12 protein-coding genes are annotated in these 16,747 nt (G+C 65.3%); 10 read left to right on the top strand and 2 right to left on the bottom strand.

Annotated elements, in window-relative coordinates; genetic code table 11:
- The first annotated feature begins 10 nt into the window (after window positions 1–10).
- Complete coding sequence (locus BLU88_RS10555; RefSeq protein WP_092013431.1) at window positions 11–2,308, top strand: RelA/SpoT family protein; 2,298 nt, start codon at window positions 11–13, stop codon at window positions 2,306–2,308.
- On the opposite strand, the gene BLU88_RS10560 is transcribed toward BLU88_RS10555, so the two are convergent.
- Both BLU88_RS10560 and BLU88_RS10565 read right to left on the bottom strand, forming a co-directional pair.
- Window positions 2,287–2,841 carry a hypothetical protein gene (locus BLU88_RS10560; protein ID WP_092013434.1) on the bottom strand — a complete coding sequence of 185 codons (555 nt, stop codon included), beginning with the start codon at window positions 2,839–2,841 and terminating at the stop codon, window positions 2,287–2,289. The two genes, BLU88_RS10555 and BLU88_RS10560, sit on opposite strands and share 22 nt — an antisense overlap.
- A 105-nt stretch (window positions 2,842–2,946) precedes the next feature.
- Window positions 2,947–4,299, bottom strand: coding sequence for a DUF349 domain-containing protein (locus BLU88_RS10565; protein WP_092013439.1), 1,353 nt, complete (start codon window positions 4,297–4,299; stop codon window positions 2,947–2,949).
- Window positions 4,300–4,418: 119 nt separating this feature from the next.
- On the opposite strand from BLU88_RS10565, the gene BLU88_RS10570 reads away from it, so the two are divergent.
- From BLU88_RS10570 to mltG, 9 genes are all read left to right on the top strand, one after another.
- Window positions 4,419–5,063: an MBL fold metallo-hydrolase gene (locus BLU88_RS10570; RefSeq protein WP_092013442.1), complete on the top strand. Its 645-nt coding sequence runs from the start codon at window positions 4,419–4,421 to the stop codon at window positions 5,061–5,063.
- Between the two features lie 81 nt (window positions 5,064–5,144).
- Window positions 5,145–6,479: a histidine--tRNA ligase gene (gene hisS, locus BLU88_RS10575; RefSeq protein ID WP_092013445.1), complete on the top strand. Its 1,335-nt coding sequence runs from the start codon at window positions 5,145–5,147 to the stop codon at window positions 6,477–6,479.
- 58 nt (window positions 6,480–6,537) lie between these two features.
- Window positions 6,538–8,322 carry an aspartate--tRNA ligase gene (gene aspS / locus BLU88_RS10580; protein ID WP_092013448.1) on the top strand — a complete coding sequence of 595 codons (1,785 nt, stop codon included), beginning with the start codon at window positions 6,538–6,540 and terminating at the stop codon, window positions 8,320–8,322.
- Complete coding sequence (locus tag BLU88_RS10585; protein ID WP_092013452.1) at window positions 8,322–9,725, top strand: replication-associated recombination protein A; 1,404 nt, start codon at window positions 8,322–8,324, stop codon at window positions 9,723–9,725. The genes aspS and BLU88_RS10585 overlap by 1 nt, the downstream gene beginning before the upstream one ends.
- A gap of 66 nt (window positions 9,726–9,791) precedes the next feature.
- Entirely contained in the window at window positions 9,792–11,381 is a 1,590-nt protein-coding gene (locus BLU88_RS10590) for a cation:proton antiporter family protein (RefSeq protein WP_092013455.1), read from the top strand.
- 254 nt (window positions 11,382–11,635) lie between these two features.
- Window positions 11,636–12,277: a 30S ribosomal protein S4 gene (gene rpsD, locus BLU88_RS10595; protein ID WP_407645272.1), complete on the top strand. Its 642-nt coding sequence runs from the start codon at window positions 11,636–11,638 to the stop codon at window positions 12,275–12,277.
- A gap of 206 nt (window positions 12,278–12,483) precedes the next feature.
- The gene (gene alaS / locus BLU88_RS10600) at window positions 12,484–15,138 is read left to right on the top strand and encodes an alanine--tRNA ligase (protein WP_092013461.1); all 2,655 of its coding nucleotides are present in this window, start codon (window positions 12,484–12,486) and stop codon (window positions 15,136–15,138) included.
- The gene (gene ruvX / locus BLU88_RS10605) at window positions 15,135–15,611 is read left to right on the top strand and encodes a Holliday junction resolvase RuvX (protein WP_092013465.1); all 477 of its coding nucleotides are present in this window, start codon (window positions 15,135–15,137) and stop codon (window positions 15,609–15,611) included. Before alaS ends, ruvX begins: the two co-directional genes overlap by 4 nt.
- Window positions 15,608–16,744, top strand: coding sequence for an endolytic transglycosylase MltG (gene mltG / locus BLU88_RS10610; protein WP_092013468.1), 1,137 nt, complete (start codon window positions 15,608–15,610; stop codon window positions 16,742–16,744). The genes ruvX and mltG overlap by 4 nt, the downstream gene beginning before the upstream one ends.
- Window positions 16,745–16,747 lie beyond the last annotated feature (3 nt).

The raw sequence follows: 16,747 nt of genomic DNA on the forward strand, positions 1-16,747 counted from the left end.
AGGAGATGTTGTGGCTTCGTCCGCTGATTCGCGCCGTCCGCGAGGCATCTCCCGCTTAGCCTGGTGGGCGGCCAGGGCCCAGAACAACCCTGGCTACCCGCGAGTGCTCGGCCCTATGATCCGGGCCCTGCAGTCGAACCATCCGAAAGCGGACATCGACCTCGTCGTCCGGGCCTACAAGGTCGCCGAGGAGGCCCACCGCGGGCAGACCCGGAAGTCCGGTGACGCCTATATCACCCACCCCATCGCAGTCGCGACGATTCTCGCCGAGATCGGCATGCTGCCGGTCACCCTCGCCGCAGCCCTGTTGCACGACACCGTCGAAGACACCTCGTACTCGCTCGAGGAGCTCACCGAGGAATTCGGATCCGAAGTCGCGGCGATGGTCGACGGAGTCACGAAGCTCGACAAGCTCACCTACGGGCAAGCCGCGCAGTCCGAGACCGTGCGCAAGATGATCGTGGCGATGGCCAAGGACATCCGCGTCCTCGTCATCAAACTCGCGGACCGTCTCCACAACGCGCGCACCTGGCGATTCGTTCCGGCTTCGTCGAGCATGAAGAAGGCCCGAGAGACCCTCGACATCTTCGCCCCGCTGGCACACCGGCTGGGCATGAACACGATCAAATGGGAGCTCGAAGACCTGTCGTTCCAGGTCCTCCATCCGAAGGTCTATGACGAAGTCGTCCGACTCGTCGCGGACCGGGCTCCCGAACGCGAGAAGTATCTGGCGACCGTCTCCGAGGAGCTCCAGGGAGAGCTCAAGGAATCCGGGATCGAAGCCTCCATCACGGGGCGCCCCAAGCACTACTACTCGATCTATCAGAAGATGGTCGTGCGCGGACACGAGTTCGCCGACATCTACGACCTCGTCGGTGTCCGCGTCCTCGTCGAATCCGTGCGCGAATGCTATGCCACCCTCGGCATCGTCCACGCCCGCTGGAACCCGGTTCCCGGACGGTTCAAGGACTATATAGCGATGCCGAAGTACAATATGTACCAGAGCCTGCACACCACGGTGATCGGCCCGGCCGGCAAGCCCGTCGAAATCCAGATCCGGACCCACGAGATGGACCGACGCGCAGAATTCGGCGTCGCCGCCCACTGGAAGTACAAGGACCTGAACAAGTCCTCGAAGGCCGTGACTTCGAACACCGCACGCTCGGTGAAGGTCTCCGACGCCGGAGAAGTCGACGACGCCGCCTGGCTGCGACAGCTGCTGGACTGGCAGCGCGAGGTCTCCGATCCCGACGAATTCCTCGACAGCCTCCGCTATGAGGTGAATTCGAAGGAGGTCTACGTCTTCACGCCCAAGGGCGAGGTGATGAGCCTGCCTTCGGGCGCCACCCCCATCGACTTCGCCTATGCCGTGCACACCGAGGTCGGACACAAGACGATGGGTGCCCGCGTCAACGGCCGCCTCGTCGCCTTGGACACGGAACTGAAGAACGGTGATTCCGTCGAGGTCTTCACCTCGAAGGACGAGAACGCCGGCCCCAGCCGCGACTGGCTCGGCTTCGTCAAGAGCCCGCGTGCCCGCAGCAAGATCCGGCAGTGGTTCTCGAAGGAGCGCCGGGAAGAGGCGATCGAGAACGGCCGCGAACAGCTCGCTCGTGCGATGCGCCGCCATTCGATCTCCGCGGCTTCGCTGATGAGCCAGGAAGCTCTCCAGGTCGTCGCCACCGAGATGCGGCTGCCGGATGTCAGCGCCCTCTACGCCGCGATCGGCAACGGTGTATCCTCGGCCCAGCACGTCGTCGATCTGCTGGCCAAGGAAGTCGGGGAGGACGACGACTCGGTCGTGCTGCCGCCGGAGCCGCGCAACCGCACCGGCCAGTCCTCGGGACATCATTCCTCGTCCGAAGGCGTCATCGTCAAGGGCGTCGACGATGTGCTCGTCAAACTCGCCCGCTGCTGCACCCCGGTGCCCGGAGACGAGATCCTCGGCTTCGTCACCCGCGGCTCGGGAGTCTCCGTGCACCGCGTCGACTGCCCGAACGTGACGTCACTCAAACGCGAACCCGAACGCATGGTCGAGGTGTCCTGGGGCGATAAGACGAGCGGAATCTACCTCGTCCAGATCCAGGTCGAAGCTCTCGACCGTGCCGGCCTGCTCTCCGACATCACGAAAGTGCTCACCGAAACCCACGTCAACATCCTGTCGGCGTCGGTCGGGACCTCACGAGCCCGTGTGGCGCAATCGAAGTTCGTCTTCGAGATGAGCGATGCGAGCCATCTGGACACGGTGCTCTCCGCCGTGCGCAAGGTCGAAGGGGTCTTCGACGTCTACCGCATCTCCGGCGGCTGATCCTCTCTGTCCAGCGCCGCGCGCATCTGGGCGACGAACGGCCGACGGGCCACCTCGGTGAGGTAGTCCCGGAGGCGGTGCCGCAGACCGCTGGGAATCTCCGCAATGATGCCCTTGAGCGCCCGCGGCGACTCCGCGGTGCGGTACCGGAAGTGCGGGAACAGCAGGTCGTAGAGCGTGCGCTCCTCCGTTGTGATCGGCAGGCCGTCTATGAGGCACCAATCATCGTCGGCGAGGGTCGTCTCATGGACGTCGAAGCCGTCATCGGCGATCCACCGTCGTCTGGGCAGAGTGATGAAGTTCAAGGGTGCGGGAGCCCGGCCGAGACCGCGATGCACCCACCAGGCGCTGTCATGGGAAAGCGCGAGACCAGGCGGGATGAGCGAATGCAGTGCGGCCATCCGCTCGGTGGGAGAGAGGATCGCGCCCTTGCGCACCCATGTCGATTCCGTCAGTCGGATGAGCAGTCCGTCGAGGGTGAGCTCGGTGAGCTGCTCGTACCCGAAGTCCCGCAGATGAAACAACGCCTCCATACCCGAACTATCGTCGGGTGTGGAGGCGTTGACAAGGCTCGCGTCAGCGCCTGTGGACAGGCGGTGACTCGAACGTCAGAACCTGTGGACGAGCGCCCAGCGGCCTCAGTCGAGCTCTGCGGCGGTCTGTGCGAGCTGATCCCTCCAGGCGCGGCGGGCGTCGAGAGCTTCCTGAGCCTCGGCGACGGCCTTCTCATCGCCGCCGGATTTCGCGGTCTCGAGCTTCTTCTCGAGCTCGACGATCGAATCATCGAGCTGGCTCAGCGCACCCGAGGTGCGGGCCTTCGTCTCCGGGTTGCTGCGCTGCCAAGCGGCTTCCTCGGCATCGGCAAGCGCACGTTCGACATCGCGCAGTCCGTTCTCCATCCGAGAGACATCGGCGCGAGGGACCTTTCCGGCTTCCTCCCACTCATCCTGAATGGCGCGCAGGTCGCGTTTGGCCGCCACCGGATCGGTGATCGGCAGCAGCGCCTGAGCCTTCTTCAGCAGCTCTTCCTTGACGACGAGGTTGCTCTTGAATTCCTCGTCCAAGGCGGCGTTCTCCGCATCACGGGCGGAGAAGAACACATCCTGAGCCGCACGGAACCGTGCCCACAGCGCGTCATCGTCCTTGCGGGAGGCACGTGGGGCGCGCTTCCACTGACTCATCAGGTCCTTGTACTTCTGGGACACGGTGCGGAAATCGGTCGAGGCCGACAGCGACTCCGCCTCGGCGACGATCTTCTCCTTGATCCGCTTGCCCTCGGCATTGACCTTGTCGAGCTCGGCGAAGAACTCCTTGCGCTTGTGTTCGAAGGTGTTCCGCGCCTGGGAGAACCGGGCCCACAGCTCCTGATCCACCGAACGCGGCAGACGCGGACCGCTGCGCTGCATGTCCTTCCACTGGGCGAAGAGCTCACGCAGGCGGGCACCTGACTGCTTCCACTGGATCTTCGCCGGATCCTGTTTGGCCAGAGTCTCGGCCTCCACGACCAGGGATTCACGGTCCTCCGCGGCGGCCAGCTTCGCTGCCTGAGCGCGGGCGGCTTGTCGGGACTCCGTGGCCTCGGCATCGGAGATGAGGGTGTCGAGCGTGGCGCTCAGTCCCTTGAGATCGCCGACGACATTGGCCTTCGGCAGCGTCTCCTGCAGCGTCTTCGCCGCTGAGACGACCTCACGTCCGGGAGCGCCGGCGGACAGACGGTTGCGCAGCAGAACCGCGCTCTCGGCGAGTTCGACGTACTTCTTCGCGAAGTACTCGAGTGCTTCGTCGGGGGTGGCGTCCGGGTACTGACCGACGGCCCGCTCACCGTCGGCAGTGGTGACGAACACATTGCCGTCCGCATCGGCACGACCATGACTCACCGCGCGAGCCACCTCGGCGTCGTGGTCGATATGGCTGGCATTGACCACCTGTGCGGCCTGCGGACGCGGCAGCGACGACGGACGGGGGGTCGGCTTCGGTGTCGGGGTCGACATGGTTCTCACCTTGTTTCCATCGGTCGAACCGGCAGGTCTTCACACCCGCCGATCACTCGATTGTGGGATAGACGTTATCCCAGCATAACCATCGGCGCGCGTGTAGATAGACTTTGCTCATGGATGTGTTCTCGACCAACGCCGAATTCCTCGACGTCAACTGCTATGCGGTGCGCGCTGCCGGGCGCAGCGACTGCATTCTCATCGACTCCGGATACGACTGCGCACCCGGGCTCGAGAAGCTGCTGAGCGAGGAGGGACTGGAGCCACGGGCGATCTTCCTCACCCATGGTCACCCCGACCATATTCTGGGCCTGACCAATGTGCTCGCTCGCTGGAACCTGCCCGTCCACCTCGGCGCTGCCGACCAGTACCGTCTGGACTCACCGGCGACGACGCTCAACCCGCAGTTCGCGGCGATGCTCGCACCGCTCGTTCAGGACTGGAACGTCCCTGAGACCGAGGGCGTCACCGACGGACAGAGCTTCGAGATCGCCGGGTTGAGCATCACCGCGGTGGCCGCTCCCGGCCATACCGAAGGGTCCATGCTGCTGCGCGTCGTCGACGGCGAGGAAGAGGTCATCTTCACCGGTGACGTCGTCTTCGCCGGAGCCATCGGCCGTGTCGACCTGCCCGGGGGAGACTCGCAGGCGATGCAGGAGTCGCTGCGGACGTTCGCGACGCTGCCGGATGTGCCGATCTATCCTGGACACGGTCCGGCATCCCGGGTGAGCACGGAACTCGCGACGAATCCGTTCTTCTGACGCCTCCGCCCCCCCGAGTCAGACACCACACGAATCAGCGGTGCCGCACGGCATCGCACCCCAACGAAAGCAAGGAGCACCATGGCGAAGTCAGCCCGTCTGTCCGGATTCCCGGAACGGCTTCCGGCCGAACGCGTGATCGAGAGGACCATCATCGACACCCTCGAGCACACCTTCGCCCTGCACGGGTTCTCTGCTCTCAACCACCGCGCCGTCGAACCGATCAGCCAACTGGCCAAGGACGGAGAGATCGACAAGGAGATCTTCGCCGTCTCCCGCCTCCACTCCGACGGTGCCGAACGCAATCCGCTCGGTCTCCACTTCGACCTCACGGTGCCTCTGGCTCGCTATATCGCCGACAATGCGAACGAACTGAGCTTCCCGTTCAAGGCCGCCCGCGTCCAGCCCGTGTGGCGCGGCGAACGCCCGCAGGCCGGCCGCTACCGTGAGTTCATCCAGGCCGATATCGACGTCATCGCCGATGGGGAGCTGCCCGGACACTTCGAGGTCGAGATCCCCCTGGCTGTGGCCGATGCGTTCTCGCGGCTCGCCCCGCTCGGCGTGCCCGGAATCAAGATCGTCGTCAACGACCGCAGGCTGCTCGAAGGCTTCGCCCGCGGAATCGGACTGACGAACATCCAGGCCGTGCTGCGCTGTCTCGACAAGTACGACAAGATCGGTCCCGCCGAGGTCGGCAAGCTGCTCGCGACCGAAGCCGGTGCCGATGAGCAGCAGCAGCGTCTTTGCCTCCAGCTGGCCGCCATCGAATCCGACTCCCCGGACTTCGCCGATGAGGTGCGTGCCCTCGGCGTCGAGCACCCGCTGCTCGATGCCGGACTCGAATCGCTGACGACGCTGCTCGAAGCCGCAGCCGTTCGCGCTCCCGGGGTCGTCGTCGCCCAGCTGAAGATCGCCCGCGGTCTCGACTACTACACGGGAGCGGTCTATGAGACCCAGCTGATCGGTCACGAGGAGCTCGGCTCCGTATCCTCCGGCGGTCGCTACGACTCACTCGTCACCGTGGGGAAGAAGAACTATCCCGGGGTGGGCATGTCCATCGGCGTCTCCCGCCTCATGGCGTTCATCCTCGGCGAGGAATCACAGATCGGCGCCACTCGCGGCACTCCCTCGGCCGTCGTCATCGCCGTCACCGAGGAGGCCCGCCGAAGCGAGGCAGACGCCGTGGCCGCGAAGCTCCGGTCCAGGGACATCCCGTGCGAGGTGTCGCCGAACGCTGCGAAGTTCGGCAAGCAGATCCGCTACGCCGAGCGCCGCGACATCCCGTTCGTCTGGTTCACCGATGGTGAGTCCGGTCACGAGGTCAAGGACATCCGGTCGGGCGAGCAGTCCACGGCCGATCCGGATACGTGGACTCTGGCAGTCGACGACCTCTGGCCCCGCGTGTACCGGAGCTGAGCGCAGGGCGACTATCATTGTTCACGCGCTAGACCACAACATCACAAAGGAGCCCTAGGTGCTGCGAAGCCACGAAGCCGGAAGCCTGCGAGCCGCGAACGCAGGAGAAACCGTCACCCTCACCGGGTGGGTCGATCGTCGTCGCGATCACGGAGGTGTCGCCTTCATCGATCTGCGTGACGCTTCGGGAATCGTGCAGGTCGTCGTCCGTGAGGACGATGCCCACCAGCTGCGCAACGAAACCGTCGTCAAGGCCACCGGCACCGTGTCGGTCCGTCCCGAAGGCAACACGAACCCGAACCTGCCCACCGGTGAGGTCGAGGTCATCGACACGGCCGTCGAGGTGCTCTCCGAAGCCGCGGCCCTGCCGTTCCAGGTCTCCGATCACGCCGAGGATTCCGGAGCCGTGGGCGAGGAGACCCGCCTGCGCTACCGCTACCTCGACCTGCGCCGTTCGGGCCCGGCGAAGACGATCCGTCTGCGCTCCGATGTCAACAAAGCCGCACGGTCGGTCCTCGACGCACACAGCTTCGTCGAGGTTGAGACCCCGACCCTGACGAAGTCCACTCCGGAAGGTGCCCGTGACTTCCTCGTCCCGGCTCGCCTGAAGCCCGGCACCTGGTACGCCCTGCCGCAGTCGCCGCAGCTGTTCAAGCAGCTTCTCCAGGTCGCCGGCATGGAACGCTACTACCAGATCGCACGCTGCTACCGCGATGAGGACTTCCGCGCCGACCGTCAGCCGGAGTTCACCCAGCTCGACATCGAAGCCTCCTTCGTCGAGCAGGAGGACATCATCTCTCTGGCCGAAGAGATCCTCACCGCACTGTGGAAGCTCATCGGCTATGACATCACCACGCCGATCCCGCACATCACCTACCACGAGGCGATGGAGAAGTACGGTTCCGACAAGCCGGACCTGCGCTTCGGACTCGAACTGCACAACCTCACCGAGTTCTTCGCCGACACCCCGTTCCGTGTCTTCCAGTCGCCCTACGTCGGCTCCGTCGTCTACCCCGGCGGCGGATCGCTGCCGCGCCGTCAGCTCGACGGCTGGCAGGACTGGGCCAAGCAGCGCGGCGCAAAGGGACTGGCCTATGTGCTCATCGGCGAAGACGGAACCCTGTCCGGTCCCGTGGCCAAGAACATCTCCGATGAGGAGAAGGCAGGACTCGCCGAGGCGGCCGATGCGAAGCCGGGCGACGCGATCTTCTTCGCCGCCGGTGAGGCGAATTCCTCCCGTGCGCTCCTCGGTGCCGCCCGCAACGAGATCGCTGCCCGCACCGGACTGATCAAGGACGGCGATTGGGCGTTCGTGTGGGTCGTCGATGCGCCTCTGTTCGAGTCGGCTGCCGAAGCACAGGCCGCCGGAGACGTCGCCGTGGGCGGCGGACAGTGGACGGCCGTCCACCACGCCTTCACCGCACCGAAGCCCGAATTCCTCGACACCCTCGAAGAGGACCCGGGCGCGGCTCTGGCCTACGCCTACGACATCGTGTGCAACGGCAATGAGATCGGCGGAGGTTCCATCCGCATCCACCGCAAGGATGTGCAGGAGCGCGTCTTCAAGATCATGGGCATCAGCGAGGAAGAGGCCGAGGAGAAGTTCGGCTTCCTCCTCGAAGCCTTCAAGTTCGGTGCACCACCGCACGGCGGAATCGCCTTCGGCTGGGACCGCATCGTGTCCCTGCTCGCCGGCGTCGACTCGATCCGTGAGGTCATCGCCTTCCCGAAGTCCGGCGGCGGTTTCGATCCGCTGACGCAGGCACCGGCCCCGATCACCGACGCCCAGCGCGCCGAGGCCGGAGTCGACTTCGAACCGGAAGACGACGACGCCGAGGCCTGATGAGCCAAGAACCCAATCTGTTCTCCGACGGCCCGGACCAGGAAACACCTGGTCCGGGCTTCGCCGGTTCCCCCGGGACATCCTCGGGCCGCGCCCTGGACCCGCTCGCGGTGCGGATGCGACCGCGGACCCTGGCCGAGGTCGTCGGCCAGGAGCACCTGACCTTCCCCGGATCCCCGCTCAACCAGCTCGTCGAAGCCAGCGGGGGAGATCGGGCGGGCGCCTCCTCGGTGATCCTGTGGGGTCCGCCCGGGGTCGGGAAGACCACTCTGGCTCATGTCATCTCCCACGCCCCGGGCCGCACCTTCGTCGAACTCTCGGCCATCACCGCAGGCGTCAAGGACGTGCGCCAGGTGATCGAGAACGCCCGCCGTGAACGGGAGATGTACGGTCGCACGACGGTGCTGTTCCTCGACGAGATCCACCGTTTCTCCAAAGCTCAGCAGGACGCCCTGCTGCCGGCGGTGGAGAACCGTCTCGTCGTGCTCGTGGCCGCGACCACGGAGAATCCGTCGTTCTCCGTCATCTCACCTCTGCTGTCGCGGTCGCTCATGCTCACCCTGCGTCCGCTCGACGACGGAGCTGTCGGGAATCTGCTCGACCGTGCCGTCGCATCCGACCGCGGGCTGGCCGGGCAGTTCACCCTCACTGAGGAGGCCCGGAACTTCATCGTCCGCATCGCCGGAGCCGATGCCCGCCGGTCGCTGACCGTCCTCGAGGCCGCCGCCGGAATCGCCGCCGCCCAAACGGAGGAGACGGGCGACGAGCCGATCTCGATCACCGAATCCGCCTGCGCCGAGGCGAGCAGCGAGACCGTTCTGCGCTATGACAGGAACGGCGACCAGCACTATGACGTGGTCTCCGCGTTCATCAAATCCATCCGCGGCTCCGATGTCGACGCTGCCCTGCACTATCTTGCGCGCATGATCGTCGCCGGTGAGGACCCGCGCTTCATCGCTCGACGGGTCGTCATCTCCGCGGCCGAGGACATCGGAATGGCCGATCCGCAGGCGCTGCCGATCGCGGTGGCCGCCTCGACGGCGGTGCAGAACATCGGCATGCCCGAAGGACGGATCCCGCTCGCCGAAGCGGTCACCTATCTCGCCCTGGCCCCGAAGTCGAACGCGAGCTACCGCGCCCTGGATGCCGCGATCGCCGATGTGAAGAACGGGCTCGCCGGACAGGTGCCGATGCATCTGCGCGACGCCCACTATCCGGGGGCGAAGGAGCTCGGCCACGGTGAGGGCTACAAATACTCGCATGACTATCCGCACGGGGTCGCCGATCAGGAGTATCTGCCCGAGACTCTGCGCGGGAAGCGCTACTACACGCCGAGCACGAACGGGATGGAACGCAGCATGACAGAAAGGCTCGAAAACCTCCGGCGGCTGCTGCGGCCCTGATAGCTTTGTAGTCAGACGCGGTGACGGACACAGCCGTCGCGGACGGCGCCGATCGAGGAGGACGGCATGGCAGAGATCGTCATCACCACCGCCGCCGCGCTGACGCTCGGACTCATCGCCCATGAGCTGCGCATCCCGCCGCTCGTCGGCTTCCTTGCTGCCGGGTTCCTCCTGCACCTCTTCGGCTTCACCGCCTTCGCTGGACTGCAGCAGGTCTCGGACATCGGGGTCGTCCTGCTCCTGTTCACCATCGGACTGAAATTCGACCTGCGCTCCCTTCTCCAACCCGAAGCCCACGGCACTGCGGCGCTGCACATGATCACGGTGGTCCTCCTCGGCGCCGGGACGATCGGAGCTGCCGCCGCCATCGGCATCGTCAGCGTCGGCGGGGGAGTGGGCACCCTGGCGCTGCTGGGCTTCGCTCTCTCGTTCTCCTCCACAGTGCTCGTGGTCAAAGTGCTCGAAGACCGCTCCGACGATGGGTCCTACTACGGTCAGATCGCCATCGCGATCCTCGTCCTCCAGGACCTCGCAGCGGTCGCCTTCATCACGATCGCAGGCGAGGAGCCGCCGAGCCCGTGGGCCTTCGCTCTTGTTCTGATCGTCCCCGCCGTCTGGGTGCTGCGGCGGATCCTCGACCGCGCCGGACGCGGTGAGCTTCTCGTCCTCTTCGGCGTCGTCATGGCCTTGGGACCCGGGTACGTCGCCTTCGAATCCGTCGGCATCCACGGAGACCTCGGGGCCCTGGTGCTCGGACTGCTCTTCTCCACCCACCCGCGAGCCGTGGAAATGTCGAAGGCACTCTTCAGCGTCAAAGAGCTCTTCCTCGTCGGGTTCTTCGTCGTCATCGGACTCCAAGCGGTCCCCACCTGGTCGGATCTGCTCATGGCGCTGCTGCTGTGCGTCGTGCTGCTGCCGTTCAACTTCGCGAGCTTCTACCTCATGGGGAGGCTCTTCGGTCTGCGCAACCGCACGAGCGTGCGCACCAGCCTGGCCCTGAGCAACTTCTCCGAATTCGCGCTCATCGTCGTCGCTGTCGGCGTCGAGAACAGTCTCTTCGAGGACAGCTGGCTGACTATCATCGCCTTCGCTGTGGCCCTGGGTATGATCGGCTCCTCCCTGGCCAATGCCTACAGCCTCCAGATCGTCGCGAAGCTCGACGTGATCCTTCCGGATGAGAATGAGAGTCGGCTGCGGGCGAACGACAAGCCTCTGGACACCGGAGACGCGGAAGTCGTCGTCCTCGGCATGGGGCGCATCGGCCGCGGCGCCTACGAACGCTTCGTCGAACGCGGGGACCGCAGCGTCATCGGCATCGACAATGACCTCACCGTCGTCGAAGCCCTGCGCGCCGACGACTTCAACGTGCTCGAAGGTGACGCCACCGACCACGAATTCTGGCACCGCCTCGTCGTCGGCGGCAGCGCCCACACCGTGGTGCTGGCCATGGCGCTGCACGATTCGAACACCTTCGCCCTCGAACAGCTGCGCATCGCCGGCTTCCCCGGGACCATCGCCGCCGTCGTCCAACGCCCCGACCAGGCAGCGCATTTCGGCCGCGCCGGAGTCCACGCGGTGATCAACATCTACAGCGGATCCGGAGCGGCCGTGGCCGATGCCGCTATCGACAGCCACGAAGACGGCCGCCGGCAGTGAAAGCGGTCGGCTCGGATCGACCGGTCGCTCGGGGGACGCCGTCGGAAGCAGTCGGGAAGATCACAGCGGCGATCGCGCGGATCCGCTTTGCGACGGGCGACTTCCACCCGCTAAGATAGACAGCTGTTGTGCCTGCACCCTAAAGGCGGTCGGTGCGAGCGGATCTCGACGCTCAATCCCTCTTTCCCATCCGGGGAAACAACAGTCGCGTTCGGGGCGAGAACCTTTTGGGCCCTTCGCGACAGAACACATTGATGAAAGGTAATACAGTGCCAGCACCAGCACGTAATCGCCGCATGACGCGCCTCTCGCGCGCACTCGGCATTGCTCTGACACCCAAGGCCGAGAAGTACTTCGAGCGTCGCCCGTACCCTCCAGGTGAGCACGGACGCGCCCGTCGTCGCAACGACAGCGACTACTCGGTCCGCCTCAAGGAGAAGCAGCGTCTGCGCGCGCAGTACGGCATCCGTGAGGCCCAGATGCTCAAGACCTACAAGGAAGCCAACCGTCTTCCCGGCCTGACCGGTGAGACCATGGTCGAGCTCCTCGAATCGCGTCTCGACGCCCTCGTCCTGCGTTCGGGCTTCGCCCGCACCATGGCCCAGGCCCGTCAGTTCGTCGTCCACCGTCACATCACGGTCGACGGACAGCGCGTGGACCGTCCCTCCTTCCGCGTGAAGGAAGGCCAGACCATCCAGGTGCACGAGCGTTCGGCTTCGATGGATCCGTTCCAGGTCGCCGCCGCCGGTGGTCACAAGGACGTCCTGCCCGCAACGCCGGGCTACCTCAACGTGAACCTCGAGGGTCTGCAGGCAACCCTGCTGCGCGCCCCGAAGCGCGAAGAGGTGCCGATCACCTGTGACGTTCAGCTCGTCGTCGAGTTCTACTCGCGCTGATCTGCTGAACACAGCACAGCGCGCCACCACGACTGCCCGGAGCCTTTTGGTTCCGGGCAGTCGTGTATTCACGGCACGCCGCGCCATCTCGCATATTGCGACTGACCCATTAAACTAGTCCCTGGTAAGTGCGGGTACGCACGAGTAGGTGTCGCGTCGGGCTCAATAGCAGGGCGACGCACGGGCAATATCTGAAAGGCCTTGGATTGAAGACGGCAGAGATCAAACAACGCTGGTTGGACTACTTCGAAGCGAACGGGCACACCGTGGTCCCCTCGGCGTCGGTGATCAGCTCCGATCCGTCCATCCTGTTCAACATCGCGGGAATGGTGCAGTTCATTCCCTACCTCACCGGTCGTGAGCCGGCGCCGTTCAACCGTGCCACCAGCGTGCAGAAGTGCGTGCGCACCGGAGACATCGAAGAGGTCGGCAAGACGACCCGCCATGGCACCTTCTTCCAGATGAACGGCAACTTCTCGTTCGGCGACTACTTCAAGCGCGACGCCATCAAGTTCGCCTGGGGGCTGCTGACGAACCCCGTCGCCGAGGGCGGACTGGGCTTCGACCCGGAACTGCTGTGGGCGACGGTGCACGAGGACGATTCCGAAACCATCGACATGTGGCTCGAAGAGACTTCCATTCCCCGTGAGCGCGTCCAGCTGCGTGACAACGAAGACAACTTCTGGCACACCGGACAGCCCGGTCCCGGCGGCTACTGCTCCGAGATCTACTTCGACCGCGGCCCCGACTACGGTGTCGAGGGCGGGCCTGTGGCCGACGAAGACCGCTACATCGAGATCTGGAACCTCGTGTTCATGGAGTTCGAACTCTCCGAGGTCCGTTCGAAGGTCGATTTCGACATCGCCGGCGACCTGCCCGCGAAGAACATCGATACCGGAATGGGACTCGAACGTGTGGCCTTCCTGCTCCAGGGCGTGGAGAACATGTACGAGATCGACGAGGTCTTCCCCGTCATCGAGGCCGCCAGCCGACTGGCCGGTCGGGCCTACGGCGAGGACGAGCACGCCGATGTGCAGCTGCGCGTCGTCGCCGACCACGTCCGCTCGGCCCTGATCATCATCGGCGACGGAGTGCGCCCCGGCAACGAAGGCCGCGGCTACATCCTCCGCCGCCTGCTCCGCCGCGCCGTGCGAGCCATGCGCCTGCTCGGCGTCAAGGAAGAAGTCCTGCCCGAGCTGCTGCCTGTGTCCATGCAGGCCATGAAGCTGTCCTACCCGGAACTCGAAACCGACTTCGACCGAATCTCCCGGGTCGCCTTCGCCGAGGAGAAGGCGTTCCTGCGGACCCTCGAATCCGGCACCCAGCTGTTCGCCAATGCCGCACAGTCGCTGAGCGGTGACGACAAGACCATCAGCGGAGACATCGCCTTCGCCCTCCACGACACCCATGGTTTTCCCATCGACCTCACCCTCGAAATGGCATCCGAGGCCGGACTGAACGTCGACGAGTCCGGGTTCCGTGAGCTGATGAGCGAGCAGCGCACCCGCGCGAAGGCCGATGCCAAGGCGAAGAAGGGCGGCGGCCACGCCGACCTGTCGGCTTATTCGGCCCTGCTCGACGAAGGCACCAGCGAATTCGTCGGCTATGACCGACTCGAGGCCGACTCCCGCGTGCGCGGCATCGTCGTCGACGGCGTCGCCACCGAGGTGCTCACCACCGGCCAGATTGGCGACGTCGTTCTCGACCTCACCCCGTTCTACGCCGAGTCCGGCGGTCAGCGCGCCGATGTCGGCCTCATCTCCGGCCACGGCTTCACCGCCCGCGTCAGCGACGTGCAGAACCCGGTCAAAGGTCTGCCGGCCCACCGGGTCGAGGTCGTCGACGGTGAGCTGCGCGTCGGTGACGAAGTGCTCGCCGCCGTCGACCACGACCACCGGTTCCAAGGTGCCCAGGCCCACACCGCCACCCATCTCGTCCACGCTGCGCTGCGCGAGATCCTCGGCAGCCACGCCGTGCAGGCCGGCTCGCTCAACCAGCCCGGATACATGCGCTTCGACTACTCGTTCCCCGAAGCCCCGAGCCCCCAGATGCGATCCGAGATCGAAGAGGTTGCGAACCTCGCGGTACGCTCGAACTACGAAGTCGGCACCGAATACATGTCCTTCGACGACGCGAAGAAGTCCGGGGCCATGGCGCTCTTCGGCGAGAAGTATCCGAACGTCGTGCGCGTCGTCGACATCGGCGGACCCTTCTCCCGCGAACTCTGCGGCGGCACCCACGTCGGCGCATCCGCCGAAGTCGGCCCGATCTCCGTGCTCTCCGAAGCCTCCGTCGGCTCCGGAGTCCGGCGCATCGAAGCTGCTGTCGGCATGGACGCCTTCCGGTCGCTGGCCGCCGAGCGAACCATCGTGTCCTCGCTCTCGGAGATGCTCAAGGTCCCCGGTACCGATGTCACCTCACGCGTGTCCGACCTGATGAGCCGGCTCAAGGACGCAGAGAAGGAGATCGCCCGACTCAATGCTCAGCAGCTGCTGGCCTCGGCCGGGAAGTTCCTCGACGAAGCGCAGATCGTGGGCCAGACCCTCTTCGTTCAGGCCGAGCTCGGCGACATCGCCAATGCCGGAGACATCCGCACGCTGGTCACCGACCTGCGCAACCGCGTCTCCGACCGTCAGGCCGTGATCGTCGGCATCGGCGTCAGCAACGGAAAGCCCGTCGTCGTCATCGCCACTACCGAGGCGGCTCGTTCCGTGGGACTGCAGGCCGGCAAGCTCGTGTCGCTGGCCTGCGGCGAACTCGGCGGCGGAGGCGGCGGCAAGCCCGACCTCGCTCAGGGCGGGGGCAGCAACCCTGCGGCGATCCCGTCTGCCATCGCGGCGGTCAAGGCAGCCATCCAGTGAGTTTCCGCCGAGGTCGCCGGCTGGGTCTCGATATCGGTTCCGTGCGGATCGGTGTAGCCTCCAGCGATCCCGGCGGGATTCTGGCCACTCCGCTCACCGTCGTCCGTCGCAGTGACGAACCGGCGGCGCTGAGGCAGCTGCGCGACATCGTCGACGAATACGAACCCATCGAACTCCTGGTGGGGGACCCGAAGTCCCTCGACGGAGCCGCCCGGGCCGCAGCCACCTCGGCGTTGGAATTCGCCCGTCGGATCGCCAAAGCCACCGGCACTTCGGTCCGGCTCGTCGACGAACGATTCAGCACGGTCGAGGCTCACCATGCCCTCGCTGCGGCTGGGAAGTCATCACGCCAGCGACGTGAGATCGTCGACGCCCAAGCCGCCGTGATCATCCTCCAGAATGCCCTCGAGTACGAACACAACACCGGTGTTCCCGCCGGTCGTGAGATGCCCGACGAGGAGAACGACGAATGATTCCCATCACCGAAGAGTTCTCGTCCGACGAAGGACTGACCCGCGCAGAAGTCCGCGCGAAGAAGCGGCGCAGGATGATGCGCCGGCGTCGGACGACGACGATCGTGATCATCTGCATCCTCGTCTTCGGCATCGGGGGATTCTTCGGCGTGCGTGCCGCCGGGGGAGTCTTCGACGACTTGTTCGGACCCAAAGGCGACTACGAGGGCCAGGGCACGAACGAGGTCTCGATCGAGATCGCTCCCGGGTCCTCGGCCCGCACTGTCGCCAACCAGCTCGTCGAAGCCGGAGTGATCATGAACTCCGAACCCTTCCTCGACGAGGTCGAACGCCGTGACGCGACCATCCAGGCCGGAACCTGGACGATGCGGGAGAAGATGAGCTCGAAGGCCGCTGTCGAAGCGCTCATCCATCCCATCGCCCCGCCGAAGATCACGGTCGCCGAAGGCAAACAGGTCGAAGAGATCAAGTCGATCATGATCGAATCGGGGATGAACACCGATGAGGTCGACAAGGCCATCGATGACAAGACCCCGCAGGACTACGGGCTCGATATCGATGCCCCGAGCCTCGAAGGCTACCTGTACCCGGCGACGTACGAACTGAACAAGCAGAAGACCGCCGAGGATGTCGTCCAGGAGATGGTCGACAAGACCGAGACCGAACTCGACGAACTGGGAATCGAGAGCAAAGACGCCAACCGCATCCTCACCTTGGCCAGCCTCGTGGAGAAGGAGTCTCCGGGCGACCCCGAAGTGCGCTCGAAGGTGGCCAGGTCCTTCCTCAACCGCATCTCCGACAAATCGCAGACCGGGGGACTGCTCCAATCGGATGCGACCGTGGCCTATATCCACGGAGCACGCTCCGACCTGACGACGACGAAGAAGGAACGCCAGTCGGACTCGCCGTACAACACCTACAAGAAGAAGGGGCTGCCTCCCGGCCCCATCAACTCGCCGAGCAAGGGCGCTGTCGAGGCAGCGCTCAATCCCGCCGACGGCGATTGGCAGTTCTTCGTCGCGACGAACCCGGACACGGGCGAGACGAAGTTCGCCGACAACTACGAGGACCACAAGAAGAACGTCGAGATCTACCGCAAGTGGCTGCGTGAGCACCGCAAGGACAACGGATAGCCA

This window comes from Brevibacterium siliguriense (assembly GCF_900105315.1).
Classification (GTDB): Bacteria; Actinomycetota; Actinomycetes; order Actinomycetales; family Brevibacteriaceae; genus Brevibacterium; species Brevibacterium siliguriense.